General features: G+C 37.7%; 24 protein-coding genes. 10 read left to right on the top strand and 14 right to left on the bottom strand.

Going from position 1 to position 25896, the window contains the following annotated elements; all coding sequences use genetic code 11:
• Positions 1-6 precede the first annotated feature (6 nt).
• From H4J66_RS14355 to H4J66_RS14345, 3 genes are read left to right on the top strand one after another with little or no spacing between them, the layout of a single operon-like run.
• Positions 7-3150: an efflux RND transporter permease subunit gene (locus H4J66_RS14355; RefSeq protein WP_182175704.1), complete on the top strand. Its 3144-nt coding sequence runs from the start codon at positions 7-9 to the stop codon at positions 3148-3150.
• A 3-nt stretch (positions 3151-3153) separates the two neighbouring features.
• Complete coding sequence (locus tag H4J66_RS14350) at positions 3154-4590, top strand: TolC family protein (protein ID WP_182175703.1); 1437 nt, start codon at positions 3154-3156, stop codon at positions 4588-4590.
• 15 nt (positions 4591-4605) lie between these two features.
• The gene (locus H4J66_RS14345; protein WP_182175702.1) at positions 4606-5634 is read left to right on the top strand and encodes a zinc-binding dehydrogenase; all 1029 of its coding nucleotides are present in this window, start codon (positions 4606-4608) and stop codon (positions 5632-5634) included.
• 25 nt (positions 5635-5659) lie between these two features.
• On the opposite strand, the gene H4J66_RS14340 is transcribed toward H4J66_RS14345, so the two are convergent.
• Entirely contained in the window at positions 5660-6433 is a 774-nt protein-coding gene (locus H4J66_RS14340; protein WP_182175701.1) for an ABC transporter substrate-binding protein, read from the bottom strand.
• A gap of 767 nt (positions 6434-7200) precedes the next feature.
• Between H4J66_RS14340 and H4J66_RS14335 the strand changes: the two genes are divergently transcribed.
• The 3 genes from H4J66_RS14335 to H4J66_RS14325 are packed head-to-tail and all read left to right on the top strand — an operon-like array spanning position 7201 to position 9603.
• Positions 7201-7926, top strand: coding sequence for a 5-oxoprolinase subunit PxpA (locus H4J66_RS14335; protein WP_182175700.1), 726 nt, complete (start codon positions 7201-7203; stop codon positions 7924-7926).
• On the top strand, positions 7926-8630 hold the full coding sequence (gene pxpB / locus H4J66_RS14330) for a 5-oxoprolinase subunit PxpB (protein ID WP_182175699.1): 705 nt from the start codon (positions 7926-7928) through the stop codon (positions 8628-8630). The genes H4J66_RS14335 and pxpB overlap by 1 nt, the downstream gene beginning before the upstream one ends.
• The gene (locus H4J66_RS14325) at positions 8614-9603 is read left to right on the top strand and encodes a biotin-dependent carboxyltransferase family protein (RefSeq protein ID WP_259368533.1); all 990 of its coding nucleotides are present in this window, start codon (positions 8614-8616) and stop codon (positions 9601-9603) included. Before pxpB ends, H4J66_RS14325 begins: the two co-directional genes overlap by 17 nt.
• Positions 9604-9652: 49 nt before the next feature.
• Here H4J66_RS14325 and H4J66_RS14320 read toward each other — a convergent pair whose 3' ends face one another.
• The 12 genes from H4J66_RS14320 to H4J66_RS14265 form a co-directional block, all read right to left on the bottom strand.
• Positions 9653-9898 (bottom strand): hypothetical protein, encoded by a 246-nt coding sequence (locus H4J66_RS14320; RefSeq protein WP_182175698.1) that lies wholly within the window; start codon positions 9896-9898, stop codon positions 9653-9655.
• A 209-nt stretch (positions 9899-10107) separates the two neighbouring features.
• Positions 10108-10557, bottom strand: coding sequence for a hypothetical protein (locus H4J66_RS14315; RefSeq protein ID WP_182175697.1), 450 nt, complete (start codon positions 10555-10557; stop codon positions 10108-10110).
• Between the two features lie 183 nt (positions 10558-10740).
• Positions 10741-11280 carry a methyltransferase gene (locus H4J66_RS14310; protein ID WP_182175696.1) on the bottom strand — a complete coding sequence of 180 codons (540 nt, stop codon included), beginning with the start codon at positions 11278-11280 and terminating at the stop codon, positions 10741-10743.
• A 401-nt stretch (positions 11281-11681) separates the two neighbouring features.
• On the bottom strand, positions 11682-12374 hold the full coding sequence (locus H4J66_RS14305; RefSeq protein ID WP_182175695.1) for an SOS response-associated peptidase family protein: 693 nt from the start codon (positions 12372-12374) through the stop codon (positions 11682-11684).
• A gap of 210 nt (positions 12375-12584) precedes the next feature.
• Entirely contained in the window at positions 12585-13289 is a 705-nt protein-coding gene (locus H4J66_RS14300; protein WP_182175694.1) for an outer membrane beta-barrel protein, read from the bottom strand.
• A 291-nt stretch (positions 13290-13580) separates the two neighbouring features.
• Entirely contained in the window at positions 13581-14942 is a 1362-nt protein-coding gene (locus H4J66_RS14295; protein ID WP_182175693.1) for an alkaline phosphatase PhoX, read from the bottom strand.
• 115 nt (positions 14943-15057) lie between these two features.
• Complete coding sequence (locus H4J66_RS14290; RefSeq protein ID WP_182175692.1) at positions 15058-15471, bottom strand: MerC domain-containing protein; 414 nt, start codon at positions 15469-15471, stop codon at positions 15058-15060.
• Complete coding sequence (locus H4J66_RS14285; protein ID WP_182175691.1) at positions 15468-15953, bottom strand: Fur family transcriptional regulator; 486 nt, start codon at positions 15951-15953, stop codon at positions 15468-15470. The genes H4J66_RS14290 and H4J66_RS14285 overlap by 4 nt, the downstream gene beginning before the upstream one ends.
• A 5-nt stretch (positions 15954-15958) precedes the next feature.
• Positions 15959-16582, bottom strand: a complete 624-nt coding sequence (locus H4J66_RS14280; protein ID WP_182175690.1) for a DUF2796 domain-containing protein — start codon at positions 16580-16582, stop codon at positions 15959-15961.
• A 27-nt stretch (positions 16583-16609) separates the two neighbouring features.
• Positions 16610-17314, bottom strand: a complete 705-nt coding sequence (locus H4J66_RS14275) for a DUF1826 domain-containing protein (RefSeq protein WP_182175689.1) — start codon at positions 17312-17314, stop codon at positions 16610-16612.
• Complete coding sequence (gene zigA, locus H4J66_RS14270; RefSeq protein ID WP_182175688.1) at positions 17311-18519, bottom strand: zinc metallochaperone GTPase ZigA; 1209 nt, start codon at positions 18517-18519, stop codon at positions 17311-17313. The genes H4J66_RS14275 and zigA overlap by 4 nt, the downstream gene beginning before the upstream one ends.
• Before the next feature lie 292 nt (positions 18520-18811).
• Complete coding sequence (locus H4J66_RS14265; RefSeq protein WP_259368534.1) at positions 18812-19366, bottom strand: DUF3299 domain-containing protein; 555 nt, start codon at positions 19364-19366, stop codon at positions 18812-18814.
• Positions 19367-19497: 131 nt separating this feature from the next.
• Between H4J66_RS14265 and H4J66_RS14260 the strand changes: the two genes are divergently transcribed.
• Both H4J66_RS14260 and H4J66_RS14255 read left to right on the top strand, forming a co-directional pair.
• Positions 19498-20184 (top strand): ABC transporter ATP-binding protein, encoded by a 687-nt coding sequence (locus tag H4J66_RS14260; RefSeq protein WP_182175687.1) that lies wholly within the window; start codon positions 19498-19500, stop codon positions 20182-20184.
• Positions 20185-20188: 4 nt separating this feature from the next.
• The gene (locus H4J66_RS14255) at positions 20189-21427 is read left to right on the top strand and encodes an ABC transporter permease (protein ID WP_182175686.1); all 1239 of its coding nucleotides are present in this window, start codon (positions 20189-20191) and stop codon (positions 21425-21427) included.
• Positions 21428-21484: 57 nt separating this feature from the next.
• Here H4J66_RS14255 and rimO read toward each other — a convergent pair whose 3' ends face one another.
• Positions 21485-22939: a 30S ribosomal protein S12 methylthiotransferase RimO gene (rimO, locus tag H4J66_RS14250; RefSeq protein ID WP_182175685.1), complete on the bottom strand. Its 1455-nt coding sequence runs from the start codon at positions 22937-22939 to the stop codon at positions 21485-21487.
• A 394-nt stretch (positions 22940-23333) separates the two neighbouring features.
• Here rimO and H4J66_RS14245 point away from each other — a divergent pair, with 394 nt between their 5' ends.
• Both H4J66_RS14245 and H4J66_RS14240 read left to right on the top strand, forming a co-directional pair.
• Positions 23334-23855, top strand: a complete 522-nt coding sequence (locus H4J66_RS14245) for a gamma carbonic anhydrase family protein (protein ID WP_182175684.1) — start codon at positions 23334-23336, stop codon at positions 23853-23855.
• Between the two features lie 206 nt (positions 23856-24061).
• Entirely contained in the window at positions 24062-25858 is a 1797-nt protein-coding gene (locus H4J66_RS14240) for a diguanylate cyclase domain-containing protein (protein WP_182175683.1), read from the top strand.
• Positions 25859-25896: the final 38 nt, after the last annotated feature.

Here is a 25896-nt window from a genome sequence, read left to right as displayed (position 1 = left end):
TTAACCATGAATTTTTCCCATTTTTTTATACAACGCCCGATATTTGCAGCTGTCTTGTCATTTGTCATTCTGCTTGCTGGTGGACTTTCACTTTTTCAACTACCCGTTAGTGAATACCCTGGTGTTGTGCCACCAACCGTGGTGGTTACGGCAAATTACCCGGGGGCAAATCCTTCGGTTATTGCACAAACAGTGGCAACCCCACTTGAGCAAGAAATCAACGGCACTGAAAACATGCTATACATGTTTTCACAAGCCACTGGCGATGGTCGTATGACCTTAACGGTGACGTTTGCTCTTGGAACCGATCTAGATCGCGCGCAAGTACAAGTACAAAATAGCGTTAATAGTGCATTATCTCGCTTACCAGAAGAAGTGCAACGTCTGGGTGTGGTTGCAGAAAAATCATCACCTGATTTAGCTATGGTGGTACATTTATATTCACCCCAAGAAAGCCATGATACCGCATATTTATCTAACTACGCCGATCTCTACGTTAAAGATAAAATCTCCCGCTTACCCGGCGTTGGTGATATAAAATTATTTGGTGGTGGTCAATATTCGATGCGCGTTTGGCTTAACCCAGATGCATTAGCTGCGCGTGAATTAACCGCAACCGATGTTATTAATGCATTACGTGAGCAAAACCAACAAGTTGCTGCCGGTAGTTTAGGCTCTCAACCTGCTGCTAACGACAGTCAATTTCAAGTATTACTCAATGTAAAAGGCCGTCTTGATAACATTGAAGAGTTTGAACAAGTTATTATTAAAGTCGGTGAACAAGGCCAGCTGACTCGATTAAAAGATGTCGCTCGTGTTGACCTAGGACAAAATACTTATGCCTTGCGTGCCATGTTAGACGGGCAACCTGCTTTAGCTATGCCTATTTTTCAACGACCTGGTTCTAATGCTATTGAGTTATCAGATCAAGTACGGGCAACTATGGCGTTATTATCTGAAGACTTCCCTGCTGGTGTCGAATACGACATAGTTTACGATCCCACTATTTTTGTCCGTGACTCTATCGATGCAGTAATAACGACCTTAATTGAAGCCATTGTTTTAGTTGTGATTGTGGTAATACTATTTTTACAAACATGGCGTGCTTCAATTATCCCGTTAATTGCCGTACCCGTGTCTTTAATTGGTACCTTTGCGGTAATGCAATTACTTGGCGTTTCAATTAACACCCTATCACTCTTTGGTTTAGTACTGGCAATAGGTATTGTCGTCGATGACGCTATTGTTGTCGTTGAGAATGTCGAGCGTAACATCGAAAAAGGGCTAAGCCCTTTAGAAGCAACACGCGTTGCCATGACAGAAGTCACAGGACCTATTATCGCTATCGCCTTAGTATTAAGTGCGGTATTTATACCAACGGCATTTATTAGTGGCCTATCGGGGCAATTTTATAAACAATTTGCCTTAACTATTACGATATCAACGATAATATCGGCCTTTAACTCTTTAACGTTATCGCCAGCATTGGCGGCATTGTTATTAAAATCACACGATAGTAAACCAGACCGATTAACACGCCTACTTAATAAGCTTTTTGGCCGTTGGTTATTCGCGCCTTTTAACCGTGTTTTTGAACGTGGTAGCCATGGTTATCAGAAGCTGGTTAAAAAATTAATGCGTATGAGTGTTATCGTTATTGTTGCCTATATCGCACTCGTGGGTGGAACCGTACAGTTATTTAGCAGTGTGCCCGGTGGCTTTATTCCAGCACAGGATAAACAATATCTTATCGCTATTGCTCAATTACCTGACGCAGCAAGTCTTGACCGTACCCATGCGGTGGTTAGAGAAATGGAAAAAATTGCGCTAGATATACCAGGTGTTGCTCATACTGTTGCTTTTCCTGGCTTGTCGATCAATGGTTTTACTAATAGTCCTAATAGTGCGATTGTTTTTCTTCCTTTAGATGCTTTTTCTCTGCGAACTGATGATAGTAAATCAGCTATGGCAATTGCAGCGCAATTAAACCAACGTTTTACAGCCATAGATGAAGCTTTTGTTGCGGTATTTACACCACCACCAATCCAAGGTTTAGGTACAACCGGCGGCTTTAAGTTACAAATTGAAGACCGTGGTAACAAAGGCTTTGAAGTGTTATTTAATAGCTTACAGGCAGTTATTGACAAAGCAAGACAAGACCCTGCATTGGTAGGACTGTTTTCAAGTTTTAGAATTCAAGTTCCACAAATGGATATAGATATCGACCGTGAACAAGCCTTAATACAAGGAATTCCACTTGATGAAGTCTTTAATGCCCTGCAAGTCTATTTAGGCTCAGTTTATGTCAATGACTTCAATATGTTTGGTCGTACTTATCAAGTAAAAGCGCAAGCAGAAGCTGAGTTTCGCCAAGACCCTGAACAAATATTAAACCTCAAAGTGCGCAATCGCCATGGTGATATGGTGCCGTTAGGTTCTGTTTTAACCGTAACGCCAACAACAGGTCCAGACCGTGTAATGCATTACAACGGTTACCCAAGTGCAGAGCTTAATGGGAGCCCTGCTCCTGGTTATAGTTCAGACCAAGCACAAACGGCAATAGAAGGTATATTGGCCAATACCCTACCCAAAGGTATTGCTTATGAATGGACAGAAGTGACTTACCAACAAATATTAGCCGGCAACACTATGGTGTATGTTTTTCCGCTAGTGGTGCTTTTAGTCTTTATGGTTTTAGCTGCACAATATGAAAGTTTGCGTTTACCTTTAGCCATTATTCTCATTGTACCCATGACTATATTCTCTGCTTTGTTAGGTGTTTGGCTCGTTGGTTCAGACAATAATATTTTCACCCAAATTGCGTTAATTGTTCTGGTTGCCCTGGCCTCGAAAAATGCTATTTTAATGGTGGAGTTTGCTAAGGATCAAAACGATCAAGGCTTATCTCACTTTGACGCTATTATTGAGTCATGTAAGCTACGATTACGTCCAATACTCATGACTTCGATAGCCTTTACAGCGGGTGTACTACCGTTAGTTTTTGCCACAGGTGCTGGAGCAGAAATGCGCCATGCTATGGGTAATGCGGTATTCTCAGGCATGATAGGTGTAACAGTATTTGGCCTGCTCTTTACGCCAGTATTTTATATTTTAGTGACAAAGACTAAACAAAAAAAGCTTGAGGAATAGCCAATGATTAAATTACTTACCCGTCGGTTAAAAGCCAAGCAATTTAGCACTAAGCCGCTAAAAACCAAGTTAACTGTCGGTGTCGTTTTAGTCGCCAGCTTATTATCGGGATGTGCCACCAAAATTGATGAGCAACAGCATCAACAATTAATGAAAATTTTTATTGCTGATACTGAAATAGCCACACAATTGACCGGTCAAGACGAAATAAATTGGTGGCAACAACTCAACTCAGTACAACTGAATCAATTGATTAAAGATGCACTTACCAATAACCATGACTTAAAAACAAGTCAGTTACAGTTGCAAAGTGCTCTAGCTAAACTCAAGGTAGAAAAGAGTGATTTTCTACCACAAGGTGGCCTTGAAATGGGTGCGCAACGCACCAGCATAGCTGATAACATAAGTCGTCAATCAAGTGCTAATCTAGCCTTAAGTTGGCAACTCGATTTATTCGGTCGTATTAATGCGTTAGTTGATGCAGCCAATGCATCAGCGATGAGCCAGGCTGAACAATTACGCGCCTTGCAAATCGAAGTGATTTCGTCTGTTGTTAAAGGTTATATTAGTTATCAGGGCAATATGCAAAAGCAAGAGATTATTAGTCTGCAAGTTGCTGCGCTTAAAAAAAGTATCTTGGTTCTTTCCGCCAGGGTTGAAGAAGGCATTGCTAATGAACTTGACTTAAACCGCACTCGTGCTCAGTTAAGTCAACAACAAGCATTATTACCTGAAACAAGTTATGCATTATATAACGATTTATCTACGTTGGCCTTATTAACCGGTCGTTTAAGCGGCGATATAAAGCTTAATAATGAACAAAAGATTTTTGACTTACCCTTTGAGGTCACTTTAGCGCAACCCAGTTCAGCTATAGCTTTACGCCCCGACATTAGCCAAGCCTTATATCAATTTAGCCAAGCTAATTCGTTAAGTGTAGCAGCAAGTAAAGCCTTGTTACCTGACATTAGTTTAAGTGCCTTTGTTGGTGTGCTAAGCCTTGGCAGTAGTCAATTAAATAATAACCAGCAACAATGGCAAGTCGCGCCACAAATTCAATGGTCATTATTAAGCTATCCAGCTTTATTGGCGCAACGTGACGCTCAGCAATATTTAAGTGAAGCGGCTTATAGCCAATACCAGCAGGTTGTTTTAGCGGCTATTAATGACAGTGAACTATCGTTACAATTGCTGACAAAGCACCTTGAACAAAAACGCTTTGCAGATAAACGTTTTCAATTTGCTCATCAAGCTTTTATGCAAGCTAACGCTATGTATCAAGAGGGGCAAATTCCTTACTTAGAGTTGTTAGATGCGCGGCAGGATGTTTTAATAGCCCAAGAAAATGCAGTAAACGCGACCATTTCTTCATCTCTGGCCAAAGTAAGTGCCTATCAGGCTTTTAATGGTCGGTGGAGTTACGGTTTAATCACCTTGTAAAGTTTGAGTTTTTTTATGCTAACTACTGAGATATTGCCCAACATTGACCAACCTACTTCTATGCGAGCTATAGTGCTTGAAAAGGCAAACGAAAAAATCCATTTATCTGACGTGCAATTGCCGTTACCTGAGTGCGATGAACACGAGCTGTTAGTTAAGGTTGAATATGTAGGTCTCAATCCTATTGATGCTCATTTCGCTAAAAGTGGATTTTCTCAATGGCAATATCCTCATATTCTTGGTTTAGATGCAGTTGGCATTGTCGTTCAAGCTAAAAAAGGCCTGTTTCCTAATATTGGCGACCGCGTTATGTGGCATGCCAATATTGGACAACAAGGCGTGCTAAGTGAGTACGCTAAAGTCCCTAACTTTGCCGTTTCTATTGTGCCAAAAAATGTTACAGCAAGTGAAGCGGCAACACTTCCTTGTGCCGGTATGACGGCTTTAATTGCTTTAGATAAATTACAAGTAGTACAAGGTGATACTATTTTAATTGAGGCTGGTGCAGGTGCTGTTGGGCAATTTGCTATTCAGTTTGCCAAGGAACGTGGTGCAGATGTGTTTACCACGGCTGCTAAGCATAATCATAAATTAGTAAAGAAACTCGGTGCTGATGCAATATTTGATTACCACGATAAAAAACTTTGTCAAAAAATTCGCCTAGCATTAGGACCTCAAGGTTTTGATGCCGTACTTGACTCTGTTGGTGGTGACTCAACAATGCGTAATATTGAGCTAATGAGGTTTTGTGGTCGTATTGCTTGCTTGCGTCCCTTGCCTAACATTGACCAAGAGCTCATGTTTAGAAAAGCGCCCAATATCGGCATAGTATCACTTGCTGGTGCGTGGTTAGCCAATAGCTTGTGCGCACAACAAAAAATGAGTTTTAAGAGTAATCAATTACTTGATGCACTAGCAAAAGGCAGTATTCAAACGCCTGATATTACTTTAATTGAATTTAACGCACAGCAGGTTTCTCGTGCCCTGCACATTCAAGTTGATGGAGGTTTTACCGGTAAACAAGTGGTAAAAATATTTGCCTGAGGATTTTATTTAGCCCCTTGGGTGGCTACTTTTTTGAGTGCCAATCTGAAATACCATAACGCTGCAATATTTTTGACAATTGTCCTTTTTTTCTTAGTTTTATTAAGCCTTTATCAAAGGCACTAATATAGTTAAGGGTAGTGTCAGGCGCAAAGCCGATATAAAGAGGAACAAATTTCCCTTGGGTACCGGCATATTGTAAGTTAGTGATTTTTTTATCCTGAATTTCATATTCAACATTAAAACGCGAATCAAGCAGCACAGTTATACGCTGCTTACTGAGCATTTTTAAAGCACTGGATAACGGCTTATCTCCCGAGGCTAAAAATATAAATTCGCCTGAGGTTTCTTTTAGGCGACTCACTGCACTGCCGTATTCATAGCCATTAATAAGCCCAAGAATATTGCCCTGTTCAATGAAGTTTTTAAGGTTCTCTATGGTAGAAAATTTCCATTGAGTTTCGTTACTCACATAAAAGTCATTATACAAGCCGCCATAAACTTGTTGGCTTTGCCTTAAATCAAAAGCTTCAATGTGTTCTTTTGTTAAAGCGAGGACCATGTCTAATTTTGATTGTTGAAGAAGCCTTAATGAACGAGCCAGCGGCATAAGGGTAAAGTTAACATCATAGCCTTGAGCTTCAGCAATTTCATTGATGATTTCAATTAATATACCTGGCTTATCATCTTCATTACAAATGTAAGGACACCATTCGTCTGAAGCAATGTTTATGGTGTCATTTGCCCCAACTTGCAGTGACCATGAAAAAACAATCAATAATATATATTTATACGGCATTTAGCACCATCGTTTTTACCTAATTTCAACGGTGAAATTAGCTAAAACCCCATAAGAATGTAAGTAGATCTATTGGTATATTAATAATTATAACAATAGTCAGCTATTAGCTTGTTAAAGATTAGCTTATTTTTAACTTTAACTTTAACAGAAACGACCGATTACTTGTTACTAGGGTCAAAGGTAACAATACCAATTTATACTTTACAGGCATTGCTAATGTAAAGTCGCTCGTCAAACAACTGGCCATTCATCCCGTGATTGTGATCAATACACCCCGTTATTTTATCATGTCAGTGGCAACTACCTATTTGAAAACCTAGCATTAAATCAAGTCTTTGCCTTAACAGGACTACAGACCATAACTGCCGGTAAAGTCTAAAATAATGACATTAACACATGCAAGGAAATATACAGGTAACATTTTATCTTATTACTTGCGAAAATAGGTTATGTAGGATCAATAAGTACACTAAAATGATTATTTATTAAACTGGCAAGTGTCTTATTGCATTGATTTTATTGTTGTACACTCCCAAAAGTATCATTAACATCTTTTTATATTTATCTCAGCCATTTGATTTAAGTAATCTAGCCTCTCTTATTTAGATACTATTAGCCTTATACACCTAAAATTTAGTAAGATGCTGGCTAATCTTTGTCACTTAATAGCATGCTAAAGATTTAAAATAACGATGCTTGGTCAGAGTATCGTTAAAGTAATCATAATTCTTCACTGCATATACGGTAATATTTTAGGAAATGAAATGAAGTTAAATTGCGATCTCGGCGAAAGTTTTGGCTCTTGGAATATGGGCTCAGACGCAAAAGTAATGCAGTACATTGACCAGGCAAATATAGCTTGTGGCTTTCATGCAGGCGATCCTTTGGTCATGCAAAAAACATTACAGTTAGCTAAGCAGCACAACGTTAGTGTTGGCGCTCATCCTAGTTACCCTGATTTAGTTGGTTTTGGTCGTCGCTCAATGAAGTGCTCCACAGAAGAAATTATTGCGTTAGTTTTATATCAGGTGGCGGCTATTGATGGCGTTGCTCAGTCTTTAGATATTGAGCTTAGCTATGTAAAACCTCATGGTGCACTATATAACGACATGATGACTAATATTGAAGTGCGCGAGGCGATACTTTCAGCCATAGCCCAATATCACAAACCACTTAAGCTAATGATACAAGCAAGCTCAAATATTAAAAAACATCGCGCTCAAGCAGAAAAATTTAACGTAGAAATACTCACTGAAGCCTTTGCTGACAGATGCTACAACGATGATGGCAGCTTGTTATCACGCAACATAACAGGTGCGGTGCATAATAGAGAAAAAATGATCGCACAAGTTAAACTGTTAAAAGAGCAAAGCAGTGTCATCACTATTAATGGTAAGCGCTTACCTTTAGAAGTAGACAGCTTGTGTGTGCACGGTGACAACCTCGAGGGTGTAGAAGCAATAGCCACTATTAGGGAGCTTATTCGTTAATGTCAGCAACATTTAAAATAGAAATTGCCGGTGAAAACAGCTTGATCCTTTATTTTGACCAACCCGTTAATGATGAAGTTGCCGCAAAAGTACAGCAAGCACAATGGCTGATCAGGCAAGAGATGAGCAATGATATTATTGATTTAATACCATCTTATGCTTCAATATTAGTGATGTTTAATTTACACAATATCGACCATCATCAGATCACTAACAAATTGCAAAAGCTATTAATAAACTCACCAATAATTAATAATAATCAAGGGGCACTCATCGAATTACCTGTTTATTATTCGAGCGAGTCAGGACCCGATTTAGCGGCTATCGCTAAATCTAAAGACTTAACCATAGAGCAAATAATTACCCTACATCAGCAACAAGAATATAACGTTTATGCTATTGGCTTTGCGCCGGGCTTTGCTTATTTAGGCGAAGTTAATCAGCGTATTGCGATGCCTAGATTAAGCACTCCTCGTATAAAAGTGCCTAAAGGGGCTGTTGGTATTGCTGACAGGCAAACAGCTGTTTATCCAAGTACTTCTCCTGGCGGTTGGAATATTATTGGTCTTTGCCCTATTGAAATTTTTAACGCCAATAAAGCGCCAACAATGCCCGTTCAAGTAGGTGATAGGGTTAAATTTAAAGCGATTTCCAAAGATGAATTTTTTGCACTAGGTGGTGTATTAGATGCAACATATGATTAGTCAAAGTAAAGCTTCTTTAAGAAGACCGGCAATAAACTTAGGTTTTATTGTTAAACGACCAGGCATGTTAAGTCTTGTTCAAGATGAGGGTCGTTATGGTGCTTTTAATGTCGGTTTAACCAATGGTGGTCCGATTGATAAGCTGGCTTTTCACTGGGCAAACCGCTTATGTAATAATGCCCTTAATGTTAGTGCTATTGAAGTGAGTGTTGGTGGTTTTGCCATCATTGCACAAGTAGATGCTGTTATTGCCGTAACAGGCGCTGACATGCCATTAACCATTAACGGTCAAGTAAAAACGTTATGGCGCAGTTATCAGGTGAAAGCCGGTGACTTAATCGAACTAGGTTTTACTAACCTTGGTATGCGAAGTTATTTTGCTGTTGCTGGTGGTTTTAATATAACACCCAGTTTTGGCAGCACTGCAACCGTTTGCCGTGAAGGTATCGGGGGATTAAAGGGCAAAAAATTAGCCGCGAACGATATACTCCCTTGTGTAGCAACAAAAGATTCTCAATTAGTTAGTTTATCTATAGAAGACCAACCTAAATATAGCCAAGAAGTACTGCTGCGTATTATTCCTAGTTATCAGCAACATCATTTTTGTACAGAACAGCAAAAATTGTTTTTTTCAAGTGAATATAGCGTTGGTAAAAGCTTTGATCGGATGGGTTATCGTTTAGAAGGTCAAAAAATTGTCTCTGATATTAACGGCATCTTATCAGAGGGTATTTGTCATGGTGCCGTGCAAATTCCTAGCGATGGCCAACCAATAGTATTAATGAATGATCGTCAAACAATTGGTGGCTATCCTAAAATCGGTGCCGTTATATCCCTTGATACCGCCAAATTAGGTCAGTTATCTCAAGGCGGTAAAGTACGCTTTGCGCCTATTACGATGGAAAAGGCACGTGAACTTATCCTCGAAGATTTAAGCTTATTTGAACAAACCCAAGTTAGCGTCTGTGATTAATATAAGTCACACAAATAAGCTATTGGTTCAGTTTGAAGCTATGGTTGTATTACTTAGCGCTAGTAAATACCTGCTTATAGTGATAATGCAAAACATAACCAGAAGCGAGTACAGGAAAAATGATAGAACTTAATAAATGAGTCAACTGCCCTGTTGATGGCTCAAGTAGAACTAAACTAACCAATAGACTTAGACCAAGCCCAAAAAGTGCACATAGTATAACAACGCCGAATAAAACGATTTTACTGGTAAAATAACAATCATCTTCTGCTAACTTTTTAACACCTAGACCCATTAACTGCCCTTATTAATTTAAAAACTTATTATAACTGTGTTTCATTATATCTATAAAAATTAGAATAATAGCTAATAAAAACAATATCACACTAATAATAATGGAGAAGCCTACGTTTATTAGTACTTCAACTGCAGATATTAACTCGTCTAGTTCTACAGTTGATTTTTATTTGTATCGCTATTTGGGCTTTCATATTTGGACGCACTTCAACATTGATAGACAGTAGCCGTTTTAGCCAAGCCTTGATTTATTTTATGTTGCATATAAACCACATGTAACAAAGACGTAATAAAGGGGTTTAACCAAAGTTTGTCTCCTTTATTAGCGCCTGCAATTAGATTAATACGATTACGCACCATAATCATCCAGATGATATCGAAAATAGATGAGATAACATGAAAACCTAAGGTGAGATTTAAAATACCGGGTTCTTGCCAGTTTGCTAGTGCGTGAATTAGGGTGCCAAATGAAATAATGTATAAAAATATAGTGATAAAAATAAAGGTTTTAGATATTTTAAACGCTGTATGTTTATTAATTTGCTTAGAAAACAGGTAGAGCTTATATATTAAATATGAGCCAATACTTAGAATACAAAGAACTAAAATCTTTGCTACTGATGCCATGTCAAAAACGCCCATAAATCCATTTTTCATTTATTCTCCAAGGGTGAAACACACCCATACTATTTAACTACGCTCCAATAAGGAGAGATTATCAGCTTGCTAAAATGTTGAACAAAATGAAAACAGCAAACTATTAATTTTCACTCTTGGATGGCTTATCAGCTGTATACTGAAATTTAGAATGTCGTCATTACGCCTTAATAAAGCCAAAGCTCACTTTGGTTGCCAATGATATACGTAAATAGGTGTTTGGTAGAAATCTCTAAGCCTGATGACTCTTGTTGGTTGACATAAAGGTAAGGCGAAGGTGTTACTCACAATAGTAACCTTATTAAAGACTTCATCTACTAACTTTTCTTGAAGAGCGACCATGCCTTCAGGAAAGAGGTAACAAACTAGGGTCGAGGCAGTACTGAGATCAGCGTTTTTAAAGTCTTTACGAAAGAGAGTAAGGTTATCTAAACGTAAACTGTGTTTCAAAATTTTTGAAACCAACCACGGAAACCAAGATAACTCGTAGCCGATAACTTGCTGATTGGGGTATTTCTGGGCAACAGCTATAACCAGCGTACCCCAACCAGAGCCTAGATCAATTAAAGGTCCTTTTTCATGGGTATCTATTTCAGCAAGCATGGTTTTGCACGCTTTGCTTGAACTCATCATAGGGGAAATCCCCGTTTTCAGCGTACTCCAAACGATGGATAAGACCATGAGAATAACAATAATAAGAAGTATTAGAGAAAAAAAATCCATGTTAACAATAGCCTAAAACAGTTGAACGCTGATGATTTCGCTTACATCTAACACCGCAATAAGCGGAAAAATAAAACACTTCATTTTACCTTTAATGAAAATTAACAAGACATTCTATCCCTTCTTAAAAATTGATACTCTCGATAAGAATAGCTTAGGCTTTTCAGCATATTACATCAACTAAGTCTCAATAAAAAATATTATTAAACACAAAATACCAGCTTTTAAATGTTCTTCTGCGCTAAAACCTTCTGTTTCTAATACGCTTTTTAATCCTATTAGCAATTATCTCAGATAACTTAGCGTATTATCGACTTTCAATCATAAATAAAGAGCGATGATCTACCCTTTTACTCTCAATAAATAAAAGCGCAGCGGCTGTTAAGTTTACTTGTAAATAATTAATCATAAGGAATTGTTTGCGGCAAAGAAATTGGCTGATGAGTCATGGGTCTATCAATTTGATGAGCAATCAAAGACTGAGGTAAACGCGGCTGTAACAGATGTTCAAATTGATTAAGTTCATCACATTGAGGATCTAACCATTTGTCTACGAGTGATGAATTTTGCGGGAGTATCAGTGGCATGGCTTTGCTATGGATATGTTTTAATTTTTCGTGTGCTGGCAGCGTTATCACCGAGCAACTCAATTTAATTTCTCCCGTTTTCTTATGTTGCCATGTTCGATACAAGCCCCCCAATATTAAACCGCCAGATTCTGCTTGCATATCAAAGTAATGAACCGGCTTTTTATCGACAAATTCTGTTTCACCAAAGCCTTTAACGGCAATAATACACCTAGCACTCCGATAAGCCTGATAACCAGCACTTTGGGGAGTATTAAGCTTATCAAATCGGGTATTAAATGAAGTAAACCGAGAGGGTTTAAAGTCACTTTCAGTTTGATCTAATAATAACCACCACATAGCACTTTCTACTCGGCGTTGTTGACCCACATTCCTCACAATGGAAACGGTGTCTGCGGCTTTAACAAAGCGACGATCAATCGGCCTATCGATAACCTTATTTATTTTTAAGCGGGTATATAGCTTTTTTACACCACTATCAAACGTCGTATTTAACCGACCACACATAATCCTATCCTTATTTATTATCGGCCAGTGTAGCAACGAATATTAGCTGTGTCTTGCCAACGAATATAACAAGTTGGCGTTAAAGAGAAAATGACTTAGTGACGACTGATGATTAAAAAGAAGATATTTTTAATGATGAAAGTGAGCCTATTCAGCTCACTTTCATATGACTAACAAGGGTAGTTATCCCTTAAGTTAAGTTAAGTTAACTTAAAAACGATAGGTAGCGTAAACACCAACCACACGATCAAAATTATTATCATACTGATAACCATTTTCTTGCGCATCAAAGTTTGAATAACTAACAAACATCCCAAGGTCGGTCTGTTTGCTGTAATTATAATTAACACCAAGACTAACTTCATGAGCGGATTTTTGCTGAAAGTCTTTTAAATCTCGATAAGTATAGTTAATGTTAGCCGTCCAATCTTTCGCTAAGTGGGTTTGCACACCAACAGAGTAACGGTATTCATCTTTATTTTGTAGCTTCTCTTCATCCCACTTTACATAACCTAAAGAAAAAATCATTGCTAAGTTTTTATCAAAGACATACTTACCCTTTAAGTCGGTACCATAAGCAACAGAATCTCCATTAATGGTTGACTCTTGAAAGCCCCTTAAACCTAATCCAACCGCTAACTCAAGGCCAGCTTCATTGTCAGGGCGAGCTAAAAGTCGGTAACTAATACCATTTAAACCAATCGTTAAATTGTCAGTCAAACCGTAGCCCAGATTTAAATTTAGCGCTGCGTGTCTTTCATCCTTCTCTTCTCCCCACGCTAAGGCTCCACTGACGGCAATGGTGCCATCAGTTAATGTTATAGGTCTTAATATTGGATTGGTAGGATATTCAGTTTCTGCAAAAACAGTCGATGAAGCTAAAAGTAATACCGTGCTAATAAGTGATTTTTTCATAATAATTGTTCCCTAAAGTTTATGTTTTGTAATTTATGGGGGTATTATAAAAATTTATTGCGTTCGATTCCTGAGGCTTTTTGTCTATCAAATGTCAGCGTTGTGTGAAAAATTGTAAGAAAGAGCAATCCGATGGAAGTCATTACTCATCAATACAAGCGTTATGAACAGGCTTGGTCACCTGTTTGTGCACTTATGTTAACATTTCATTGTAAGCATGAGTCCCAATAACACCTAAAAAGCCAGTGATAATATTAGTAGGAACAGATTTTATAATTATAGTGTTGGCGTTCATTGGTTAAATTTATTCCAAGGTCCAGTAATAGCTAGCGTGGTAGTCGGAGAATACAAGTTTACAAACATTGTATTACCATCAGGCGAAAAACACGGACCAGCTGGCTCTGTTTGTAATTTTATACGCGCAAAATCATAGGTTTGTCCATTTGTAGTCACACCCTTGAGATGATTATCAACTTGAGCAGTGTATTGGTCTTCGCAGACAATAAGATGACCGTTTGGAGCTACGGTAATATTATCGCCAAAATTTAATGATTGCTTATTTTCACTTTCAACAAATAAGCTTAGTTTACCTGGCGTTTTATTCTCTAATGCGCTTCCTTCCGATAATGAAGGAACATAACGCATTATTTGACCCAATTTTTTATTACCACCATTGGTGCAGCAGAAATAAAGTTCGTTATTGCCCCATTGAATACCTTCACCGCGAGCAAATAAAGCGGCACCAGCTTTATGACCACGAATTCGCAAGTCATCATCTGGGCTCTGAGGATTATCAAGATCAGTCCAATAAACTTCCATTTCTACATTTAATAAAATCGATGTCTTATCCCAGTTACGAGTATCAAATTTAAGTCGTTGGCTAATAGTTAATGCTTGTAATTGACCACCTTGATGCAGTCTGCCTTTTACTTTTGGAATAAAACGATATAATAAACTATCGTCTCTATCTTCAGTCATGTATACAATACCTGTACGCGGGTCGACACAAGCGGCTTCATGATTAAATCTCCCCATGGCAACAATGGGTATTGCTTTTACCATCGAAGTTGCATTAGCTGGTATTTCAAATACATACCCATGATCTTTGCTCAGTTGATTATCCTGTTTTACTGTTGACTCTTCGCATGTTAACCACGTCCCCCACGGGGTGATACCACCTGAACAATTACGAATAGTGCCAATAAGCGACATAAACTGATGTTCAACTTGTTGTAATTTATGGTTGTAGATAATGTTGCTCGTGCCGCCAGGCAGTGGATAGGCGTATTGAAAGCTATCGTAAGCTAAATCAAGCATTTTGCCATTCGTTGATTTGTTTATTTGATGTTTGGGAGATAATTCATGATTTCGAATCAATGCTACCCGTTCGTCGTCTAGATAAAAACAGCCCATTCCATCGGCGCGATCAGGCACTGGTAGGCCATCGGCCATTTTTTCATTTAATGAGGAAATAACTTTATATGAAAACCCTGCTGGTAAATCAATTAAGCCATTGGGATCGTTGAGTAATTCCCCATAGCCAATAGAAAGTGAATTATTGGCTATCCCAGAAGTTGAAGCAAGTAAATGACGTGATAGCCCTGTGAATGCAAGTGTTACTATACTTTGATTGAATCGGCGTCTTGAAATCATATTCATTTCTCTAGTTGATAATAGTTTGACTTCACATACCTAATGTATTTAATAATAGTGGCGTTAATTCAAGCATCTTGGTATTAACCATGAGGTCTCTTGGTTATTTTTTTACTTATATACCTTTATTTTCGCAGCTATGGCAATCAGTTTGCTGCTGGCATAAGTTAAAGTTCTGATAATGGCCATAAGCAATGATCATCGCGCCAGATAAGGTTAGTGCTTTTTCCCAGAATTCACCAAGGGGTGAATCACCTAGAACGACAGCGAGTACAAGAAAAACTAACCCTAACGAGCCAATAACAAGCAATCTATAATGTTCATGGCGTCGACATCCCATAAATAGGGCATATATACTGATAGGTACTACCGCGACGATCATCCACAAATGAAAAGCTTCATTATTAAGTTGTAGTACTGCAACACTTGGTAGCAAAACCAGCATTATAGGCATTACTAAACAATGAATTGCGCAGGTTATTGATAAACCAATCGCTAGCTTATCGGTAAGGTTTTTTATTGTTGTCATTTTATTATTTTCTCATGAGTGAGTAAGCTTTTTTCATGACATGATTTACAAATGCACGTCATTTCAAGCTGTGAGCTAACGAAGTGAAAACCCGCATGTAAAACATTATGATGAAGGTCATCCAGAGTCGATTTTTGGATATTAACTTCATCAATTTTATCGCACTTTTTACAAATTAAAAATTGTATGATGTCATGTTCATGCCCTTTCACATTACGAGCGCAAGCTATATATTTATTGATTGAATTCAGTTTGTGTACTAGATCTCTACCCCGAAAAAAGTCTAATGCTCGGTACACTGTCATAGGGTGTAAAGTATAATTAAATTCAGCATTACAGAACTCGATAATCTCATAGGCAGAGAGCGCTTTTCCTGATTTTATTAGACTTGATAGGATCAGCTGTCGTTTATTCGTTAGACGCATGCTTAGTTCTTGATTATGTGTTTCGACATGATTGAAGTTTTCGCAGACGTTAGCCATAAGGTTTACCTCAAATAAATGATGTTATTGTTGATATTGAGTGTGAGAGCACCTTGTTTTTTGTCTGTTACCCACATCGTACGAATTTTCTTAATTCCTGAAAATCGCTCAAAAGCAAGTACAGTAATAGCTGATAACGTTGCTGTTTTTTCACAGTGATAGCGATAATTTGAAACTATTTGGCTATGATTTTCATTGACTGTCTCTTTAATGCTGTGATCATCATGCGATTTTTTACTATTTTTTGACTGATGTTCGTGCTCGTTTTCATGATCTTTTAATAAACCTGAAACATCAATCTCGATATTAATGAGTGAACAACTGCCACCAGAGAAAGAAAAAATTGATGCCGCATTGCTCAGTATACCTTTGGCATTATTAACAAGCATGATCTCTTTTTTGTTGCTTGCTTTGTGCTCAAAACCAAAGAGATTGACTGTTGGAGAAACCAATTGAATATCTAGTATCTCGCCTTCAATCGCCATCGTTATTTCAGATGAACCATGTACATGGGCATCTAAACGAGTACTTTGTTCCTGCTGATTTTTTGCATAGACAAGTTGGCCTGATAAAAAAATATTTAATAATATTATGTTTAGCAAAAACAATACTAATTTTTGTACTTTCATTTATAAACTCCCCTGCACTAACACTATTTAATTATTAATAAAATCAAGTGTTAATAATAAACGACGTTCATTGATTGAGTCTTGTGACTGAGCGGGTGAACGATGTACCAAACCCGCACCTTCATTATTATGCCAAAACTCACCCTTCAGTAAGCCAACATCACCTTGACTTAATTGACGAATATCATCAGTACTATCAAAAAGACCTGATTGTTCATCTGACTTCCCTTGGTTCCCCGAACCTAATTTACTGCGATCAACTAACTGATGAGGAAGCCATTCGGTAGCAACACCATGATATGTTGTTACCAGTCGACAGGGTATTCGATCGAAATGAAACCTGGGGCACATAGCACGATCGAGTGCCGTTAATCGTAACCCAACCTCTTTGAGATCAAACAAACAGCAAAACATATCAACCAATAGTGTGATGTCTTCACTCAATCTCATCACTGCGCTCGAAGCACCTAACGCATTACAAAGTGTAGCATTGACACTTTGTACGGTAACTGCCTCTGCGACTTTTACTCTTACACCCGTTTTTAAAATATCATCCACGGCCAAGGCTAATTCGTCAGACAATTTACGTTGCCAAATTGCAATATTAGTGTCATCTCGATAAATATCGGTGAATACCTCAGGCGTATCACTTTCACTGGCACGTTTTGTCAGTAATTCAGGTAAAAGTGGACTTATTGATCGGTTGTCATTAATCGCTTCTGATGCAATCATACGCTTTCACTCCACTCTGGAAACGGATCACTGAGTGTTGCCCAGTAATTTTTCCCTTTCAGTAATTCATCATCTGACAACAGGCATTCATTGAGTGCACGGGTCATAGCTCCTTGATCGAGTTGCTGACCAATGAACACTAATTCTTGCCGCATATCACCAAATGGCTCAACCCACTGCTTTCGTATAGCGCTCAGTGACTCTTCATCGGTAGGCCAGTCTTTTTTAGGCACCGATTTCCAGAACATAGCAGCAAACCCATAATGAGCAATGCCACCTGCTTGATTCCATTGACCTGAAAATAGGGGGCGTGTGGCTAACCAAAAATAGCCTTTGGAACGAATTAATTTACCAAATTTTTCTGTGTCGTGAAGAAAGTGAAAAAATTTCTCTGGGTGAAACGGTCGGCGAGCAAAAAAACTAAAGCTACTAATACCATATTCTTCAGTTTCAGGAATGTGTTCACCTCGCATTTCCTTTAACCACCCTGGGGCGCTCTGAGCACGTTCAAAATCAAATAACCCCGTATTCAGTACGGCATCAATATCGACTTCCCCCTGAGTAATAGGGCTGATTTTGGCATGAGTATTAAGCGTTTTAAGTATTGCTATTAGGCGTGCAATATCAGAGACATCGACCAAATCAGTCTTGCTAATCAAGATGACATCCGCAAATTCAACTTGGTCAACCAGTAAATCAGAAACACTACGTTCGTCTTCTTCCCCTAACGACTCTCCTACTTCTTGTAAGGAAGATGCCTCTTCGTAATCTTTTAAAAAATTTACCGCATCAACTACCGTAACCATAGTGTCCAGTGTTGCGACATCTGATAATGAAACACCGTCTTCGTCAGAAAAAGTGAAGGTTTCAGCTATAGGCAATGGCTCAGAAATACCTGTGGATTCTATAACCAAGTAATCAAATCGTCCCTCTTTTGCCAGTTTGGTAACCTCTAGAAGAAGATCTTCACGTAATGTGCAACAAATACAGCCATTACTCATTTCAATAAGCTTCTCATCGCTACGATTAAGAGATACTTCGTTGGTAATCGTAGCAGAATCAATATTGACTTCACTCATATCGTTAACGATGACGGCCACTTTTTTACCTTGACGATTATTCAAAATATGACTTAACACCGTTGTTTTGCCGGCACCGAGAAAACCTGACAACACAGTAACCGGTAACTTATTTTTTTGAAGCATGGGAGCACTCTCTATTTATTCTATTGCGATTGACTAGATGAATCATCCAGAAAGTAATATATTGTTATGTTATAACATAACAATATATTAATAAAGAAGCATTGTGATAACATAACAAAAGATTTTCAGGTGATTTTATTTTTGAGTGGACCTTTGGATTAATTTAATGATGTTGATCTAATGAGATATTGGTTTAATTATTAAATATATAACCTAGTCATTGCCTATTTTAATCAGTAAAAATCATCACAACATTAATAAGGTTGGTAGGACTATCTGAGGTTTCCACACCTTACTCTTCGTAAAGATAAGCATGACTAAGTTGTATACTATATGCTGATTTTCCAAGGTGACTATCTGTTGTATCAATACTTAAAGTTCCTTCAAACCAAAACGCATCATACAAAGAGGTTACTTCAATGCCTGCCGGCGATTTTACGAAGATAATTTGATTTGGTGGTGGTGGTGGCATATGTAAGCATGCTCCAAAGTAAGGAACAATAAAGAATTGCGTTACCCGTTGTTTTTCATCTATTTCTATAGGAACAATAAAACCTGGAAGTCGAATGTTTTTGCCATCAAATGTGTCTATAACCTTCGTTGATTCTAGCGCCTGTTGATACCTTTTAGTTTTTGTATCAGTTGAAATAATGTCTTTCAATGCCTTCATATTATCGTTTTCTAATTGATCTTCTATTTCAAATAAAAAATCTGGTGGATTAAGTAATACTTCTAAATCATCAGCTGGGATTAATTCAGTCCATTCTATCTCAATATACTGAACCTGTGCATGTACCGTTAAACTAAAGGTTAATACTACTAATATAAATATTTTTGAGCATAGCAAATGGCAGCTAGTCAGTTTATTAAAATTAAAAATTTTCTTTCCAAGTTATATAGTGATGTTATAACATAATGTAGCATGAAGTATGTACAGATAGAAATACCTCTGCTGTAATTTCTAAAGGTGAATGAAACTTGTCAACACTTGCTATCAGCTTAAAAGATATGAACTACCGCTATAAAAATGCCCCTGCTAATTATGCTGGATTATCTATTGCTCAATGGAATGTTGATATCACTGAACGTGTATTCTTACATGGAAACTCGGGGACAGGGAAAACAACACTTTTAAACTTATTGTGTGGTATTTTAATACCAACATCAGGGAATGTTAGTTTATTTAATAATAATATCAGTAGGTTGTCAAACAGCCAACGAGACTTATTTAGAGCAAAAAATATTGGCGTGGTATCTCAAAAATTTAACCTTATCCCGTATTTATCTGTGCTAAAAAACATTCAGCTCGCAGCCTACTTCGTCAAAAACTCAAGACCTGAGGTCAACAATGACGTAAAAACGTTGCTTAATGCATTGCAGTTACCTAATAATATTATACATAGGCCAGTTAACCAATTGAGTGCTGGTCAGCAGCAACGTATCGCCATTGCCCGTGCCCTAATAAATAATCCAAGACTATTATTAGTTGATGAACCTACCTCTGCACTTGATACATCAGCAAAAAATGCATTCATGGACTTACTTATGCAAATGTGTGATAACACTAAAATGACGCTTGTTTTTGTCAGCCATGATGCCTCTTTGTCGCATCATTTTGATAGTAACCTCGATATTACTAGCTTGAGTAAAACTGAGGAAGCATGACACTATGATATTATTTTCTGTTGCATGGCACAGCTTATTAAGCCGAAAAAAAACAGCCATTTTGACCTTTTTATCATTAACCATTAGCATTGTTGTATTGCTTAGTATCGAACATATTCGCCTACAAGCAAAAGAAAATTTTAATCGCACTATATCAGGTGTCGATTTAATTATTGGCGCGCCTAATGGACAATTGAACTTATTGTTATATTCTGTTTTTAGAATGGGTAGTCCTGCCAACAACATTAGTTACACGAGCTTTACTATGCTCGAAAAACAACAATTAGTTGACTGGGCTATCCCTATTTCTCTTGGTGACTCTCATCGTGGCTTTCGTGTTATTGGCACAAATAACAACTACTTTACTTATTATCGCTATGGTAAACAACAGTCATTGATATTTAAACACGGGGATGTATTTTCATCTTTATTTAACGTAGTTATCGGTGCCGATGTAGCAAAAAAACTTAATTATAATTTAGGCGACAAAATTATTATTGCTCACGGTATTGGTAATACAAGCTTTACCAAACATATGCAAAAACCCTTTGTGATAAGTGGTATTTTAGCCAAAACTGGCACGCCAATTGATAAAAGTGTTCACGTAAGTTTAGGTGCTATTGAAGCGATCCACTTACCTCCACCAGCATTAAAAGCATTAGTAAAAGATCACGAGGCATTACCACCCGTTCCTAAAAGTATTACAGCTGTTATGCTTAAACTAAAAAGTAAATTATCAATATTTGGATTTCAGCGAGAGATTAATAACTACCCAGCGGATAGATTAATGGCGGTATTACCTGGTGTTGCTATGAGCGAACTATGGAGTTTGATGGCAAGCGTTGAAAATTTGCTGCGTATTATAGCTGTGCTAGTACTTATATCATCCTTATTTGGACTTTCAACTATGTTATTGGCCTCAATGTACGAGCGTCAAACTGAAATAGCAGTATTACGCATATTAGGGGCTAGCCCTGCTACCATATTATTGCTAATTTTGTTAGAAGCCATTATTTTAGTAAGCCTAGCCATCATCATGTCAATAGTCGTATTAACACTCGCGCTTTATAGCCTTGAGGCATGGTTGGCTGCTGAATTTGGTTTGTTTTTAAGTGCTGATATTTTTACTGTGGAGTTGATGAGGTTAATCTTTATGATATTTATCGCGACATTGATTATGCCTTTATTACCAGGAATTGCAGCATACAAGCATGCTTTACACGCTCAGCTTTCAAGTAATTAAACATTAACCTCTGTCTGATTTCTCAGACAGAGGTTTTGTAACCTAAATTTTATAACCTTAATCTTCAGCTTCGTCGTCAACTCTAACGCCCCAAACATCATGCTCGTCGGCATGAATTATTTGGACCCACATTAAATCGCCAGGTTTAGCGTCATAATCATCAGACAAATAAACTTTGCCATCAACTTCTGGCGCGTCCATGTAAGAACGCCCAACAATACCAAGGGCACTTACTTCATCAACAAGAATTAAATATTCTTGGCCAATACGGGCTTGTAGTTTGTCGCTACTTATTCTCGCTTGTACTGCCATAAAACGTTGTAAACGATCTTCCATAACTTCGTCTGAATTATGATCAGGTAAAGCATTAGCCGTAGCACCTTCAACAGGTGAGTATTTAAAACAACCGACGCGGTCTAATTGCGCTTCTTCTAAGAATTCTAATAACTCTTCAAATTCTTCTTCTGTTTCACCCGGGAAGCCAACAATAAAGGTTGAACGAATAACTAATTCAGGGCAAATCTCACGCCATTTAGCAATACGCTCTAATACGCGGTCAGAGCTACCAGGACGCTTCATTAATTTTAAGATACGTTTATTGGCATGCTGAAAAGGAATATCTAAATACGGCAGTATTTTACCTTCTGCCATAAGAGGAATTATTTTATCAACATGCGGATACGGGTAAACATAATGGAGACGTATCCAAACGCCCCGCTTGGCTAATTCTTCACATAACTGCTGCATGTGAGTCTTAACCGGCATACCATCCCAAAAATCAGTTTTGTGCTTAACATCGACGCCGTAAGCCGAAGTATCTTGAGATATAACTAACAATTCTTTAACGCCAGCATCAACTAAACGTTTGGCTTCACCTAAGACATCGCCAATAGGACGAGAATCTAAGTCGCCACGCATTGAAGGAATAATACAGAACGTACAACGGTGGTTACACCCTTCTGATATTTTTAAATACGCGTAATGCTTAGGGGTAAGTTTAACGCCTTGTGGCGGCACTAAATCAATAAAAGGGTTATGAACAGGCTTGGCTACATGTTTGTGTACTTGTGTTAACACTTCATCGTAAGCATGAGGTCCCGTAACACCTAAAACATTAGGATGTAATTCGATGATTTCGTCTTTCTTAACGCCTAAACAGCCAGTAACCAATACTTTACCGTTGGCAGCAAGTGCTTCACCAATTGTATCTAAAGACTCTTGAACGGCTGAATCAATGAAACCACAGGTATTTACAATCACTAATTCAGCATCATCGTAGCTATTGGTTACATCGTAACCTTCAGTGCGAAGCTGAGTAAGGATGCGCTCGCTATCAACAAGATTCTTTGGGCAGCCCAATGAAACAAATCCGATTTTAGCCGCTTTAGAGGGCTGTTGACTATTCTTTTGCTCTTCAATCATCTTAGACGGAATGTCTAATGTGGTTGTCTGGCTCTCGGCTGAATTACTGCTTTTTTTAGTTGTTTGTGGATCGAATTGTTCTACGGTCATAATGTGCCTCAACTTGCTCTATATTTTATTACGGTGTTGCTACTGGTGCTTTTACTCATCGTTTAATAAAGATAAAGAGCAGCGTCGTTAATATTGATTTAACAGCCTTTAGTGTAAAGCTGGTGCTTTACCTAGGTCGTTATTTAATGCGCAGGATTATACAGTAATGTTGGCATAGGATGAATAATTAGTTTCAGAGATTTATATTCAATAAACTTAAATGTCTCTCCTTACCTTGTGCTAAATAATTACTTGGCTAAAGGCTTGGCGATATACCTTACATAAATTTACGACGACTTCTTTCACCACTAATATTATAACGTTACAAAGTTAATGATTGTTAATCTCTAATTAGTTATATTAAATCAATACATTAATATTAAGGTACCAAGATATGATCTATCAATTAGGTGAACTTTCTCCTCGTATTTCAAAAAACTGTTTTATAGCACCAAACGCCACTGTAATAGGAAATGTAGACTTAAGTGAAAATGTCAGTATTTGGTTTAATGTTGTGATCAGGGCCGATTTAGCACAAGTGAAGATAGCGAAAAATTCTAATATTCAAGACGGCTCTATTTTGCATGTTGATGAAGGCTTCCCCATTAATATTGCTGAAAATGTAACTATTGGTCATAAAGTAATGCTTCATGGTTGTACGATAGGCAAAGGAAGCTTAATTGGTATCAATGCGGTGGTATTAAATGGCGCTAAGATTGGTAAAAACTGCTTGATCGGTGCTAATGCTTTAGTGACCGAAAATATGGTTATTCCTGATGGGAGTTTAGTTTTAGGCTCACCCGCAAAAGTAATTAAACAACTTGATGAAAAAACCCAAGAGATGATCGCAGCAGGCGCAGCGCATTATGTTCAAAGCAATCATCAATATAGGAAAGAATTAAAGCAAATAGGTTAAGCATCATAATTGTTAAGTTAACCGCGTTTATTGAAAATTCAATGGCCCGCAGTAATTAATACTAAGGTCGTTATTGAGTGCTTGGCTATAAAGAAGAGTTTATGTTAACAGTGAGTTACCAGCCGTTATTTAGCTTTTTTTTGTTTTATCTATTGATTAAAATATGAGAAAGTAACTTTAGGACAACATAAGCGCTAGGAATTAAAGTGATAAAATGGTTAATAGCATTGATACTATCACTAATCGTCACCTCACCAACTTTAGCAAACGAGGTAAATGTTGATTCATTAAAAGCAACATTAACAGCTCTTCCTCAAGATGATAAAGCGCGCTTAGCGGCATTAATTGAGCTGGCAAGCTTTTACCTTTATATCTCTCCAAAAGAAACAAGCGCTTATGCAACACAAGCCCTAGCCTTTACTAGTATTGAAAATAATGATTTCAATAAAGCTAAACTATTACGCTTGCTTGGACAGTCACAGATGTACCAAGGTTTAAACTTTAAAGCTTTCAAACATCTCACTCAAGCAATAAATAGTGCCAAGAAGAGTGAGAACGTGCATTTAATCTCAGTTTCTAATAGAGCAATGGGAGTATTTCACGAGCTCATTATCGATCACAAAAATGCAGTAAAATACTATATAGAAGCATTGAAATTTGCTAAATTAAGCGATCAAAAAGAAGATTTAGCGATGGTTTATAATAACTTAGGGAATGTGCTTAATTCTCAAAATGATTATACTAATGCTGCTAAATATTTTAAAAAATCAATCGTAATCAACACAGAACTCAATGACATTGCAATGCAGATGAATGCTTCTGTTGGATTAAGTGTCTCTTACTTAAGATCCGGTAACCCCCTTAAAGCACAAGAATTACTTGAAGAAGTACTAAGAAATAGAGCTTACATCAATGACTTTAGCTTTAGTGAAGCATCAGCCAACTTAGCTGATGTATATAAATATTTAAAAAACTTTACGGCGGCTAAACCTCTTTATAAGTTTGTTATTAACGATGAGAAAGGTAGTGTTTATCCACCTGCTGTCGCATCAGCATACCTAGGCCTCGCTGATATTTATGTCCAAACAAACCAAATAAAAGCCGCCATCGATTTATATCATAAAGGCATTGTTGAGGTAAAAAATAAAATATCGGTGGAAAGTGAAATGGCGCTTTATGAAAATTTAGCCAAATTAGAATTAAGCCAAGAAAATTTTGAAGCAGCGGCGATTATTCAAACAGAGTACATTAACAGAAGAAATCAAGTTCAACCTTTGACACAAAAGGGTCTAGTAGAAAAATTGGAGAGTCAACTACTCTTAGAACGAGATTACATAAAACTACAAGATGAATTACTGATCAGCGAACGAGAGTCTCGCCACGCTTCCATGTACCTATTTGCTGTCATTATTATTTCACTGATTAGTGTAGTGCTATTTCTAGTATTAATGCTAAGAAAACAGGTAATTTCTCGTTTGGAAGCCACAAACAAAACATTAAAAAAAGCCTCTGAAACCGACCATTTAACAAGTATTGGAAACCGTCGTTTTCTTGAGCATCAAATTGATACTTTTAGAGAGCAAGATATAGAAATGGCTTTTTTGCTGCTTGATGTTGATTATTTTAAAGATATTAACGACAACTTTGGTCATGACGCTGGTGACGAAGTGTTGGTGGCGATTGCGGATAAAATTAAAAGATTGTGTCGAAAAGATGATTTATTTGCACGTATTGGTGGAGAAGAGTTTGTTATTTTATTAATGAACAGTAATGAAGTCTCTGCCTGCTTATTTGCAGAAAGAGTCAGAAGTAGTATTGAAAAAATGTCCCACCCTTTTCAGTCTAAAGTCACAGCAAGCATCGGTGTTACGTTTGGTAATATGAAAAACGCTAATTACGACGAACTATACAAACAAGCCGACATTGCACTTTACTCGGCTAAAGACAAAGGCCGTAATAAAGTGCTGCTATTTCCTAGTTTAAATCCAATAGATGCTGATTAACCTAGGTTAGCGTTTATTAACTTCTCGAGCGGATTAGG

This window comes from Colwellia sp. MB3u-55 (genome assembly GCF_014076785.1).
Taxonomy (GTDB): Bacteria; Pseudomonadota; Gammaproteobacteria; order Enterobacterales; family Alteromonadaceae; genus Colwellia_A.
The sequence above is the reverse complement of the archived record's forward strand: the minus strand, read 5'-3'. Positions and strand labels throughout refer to the sequence as shown.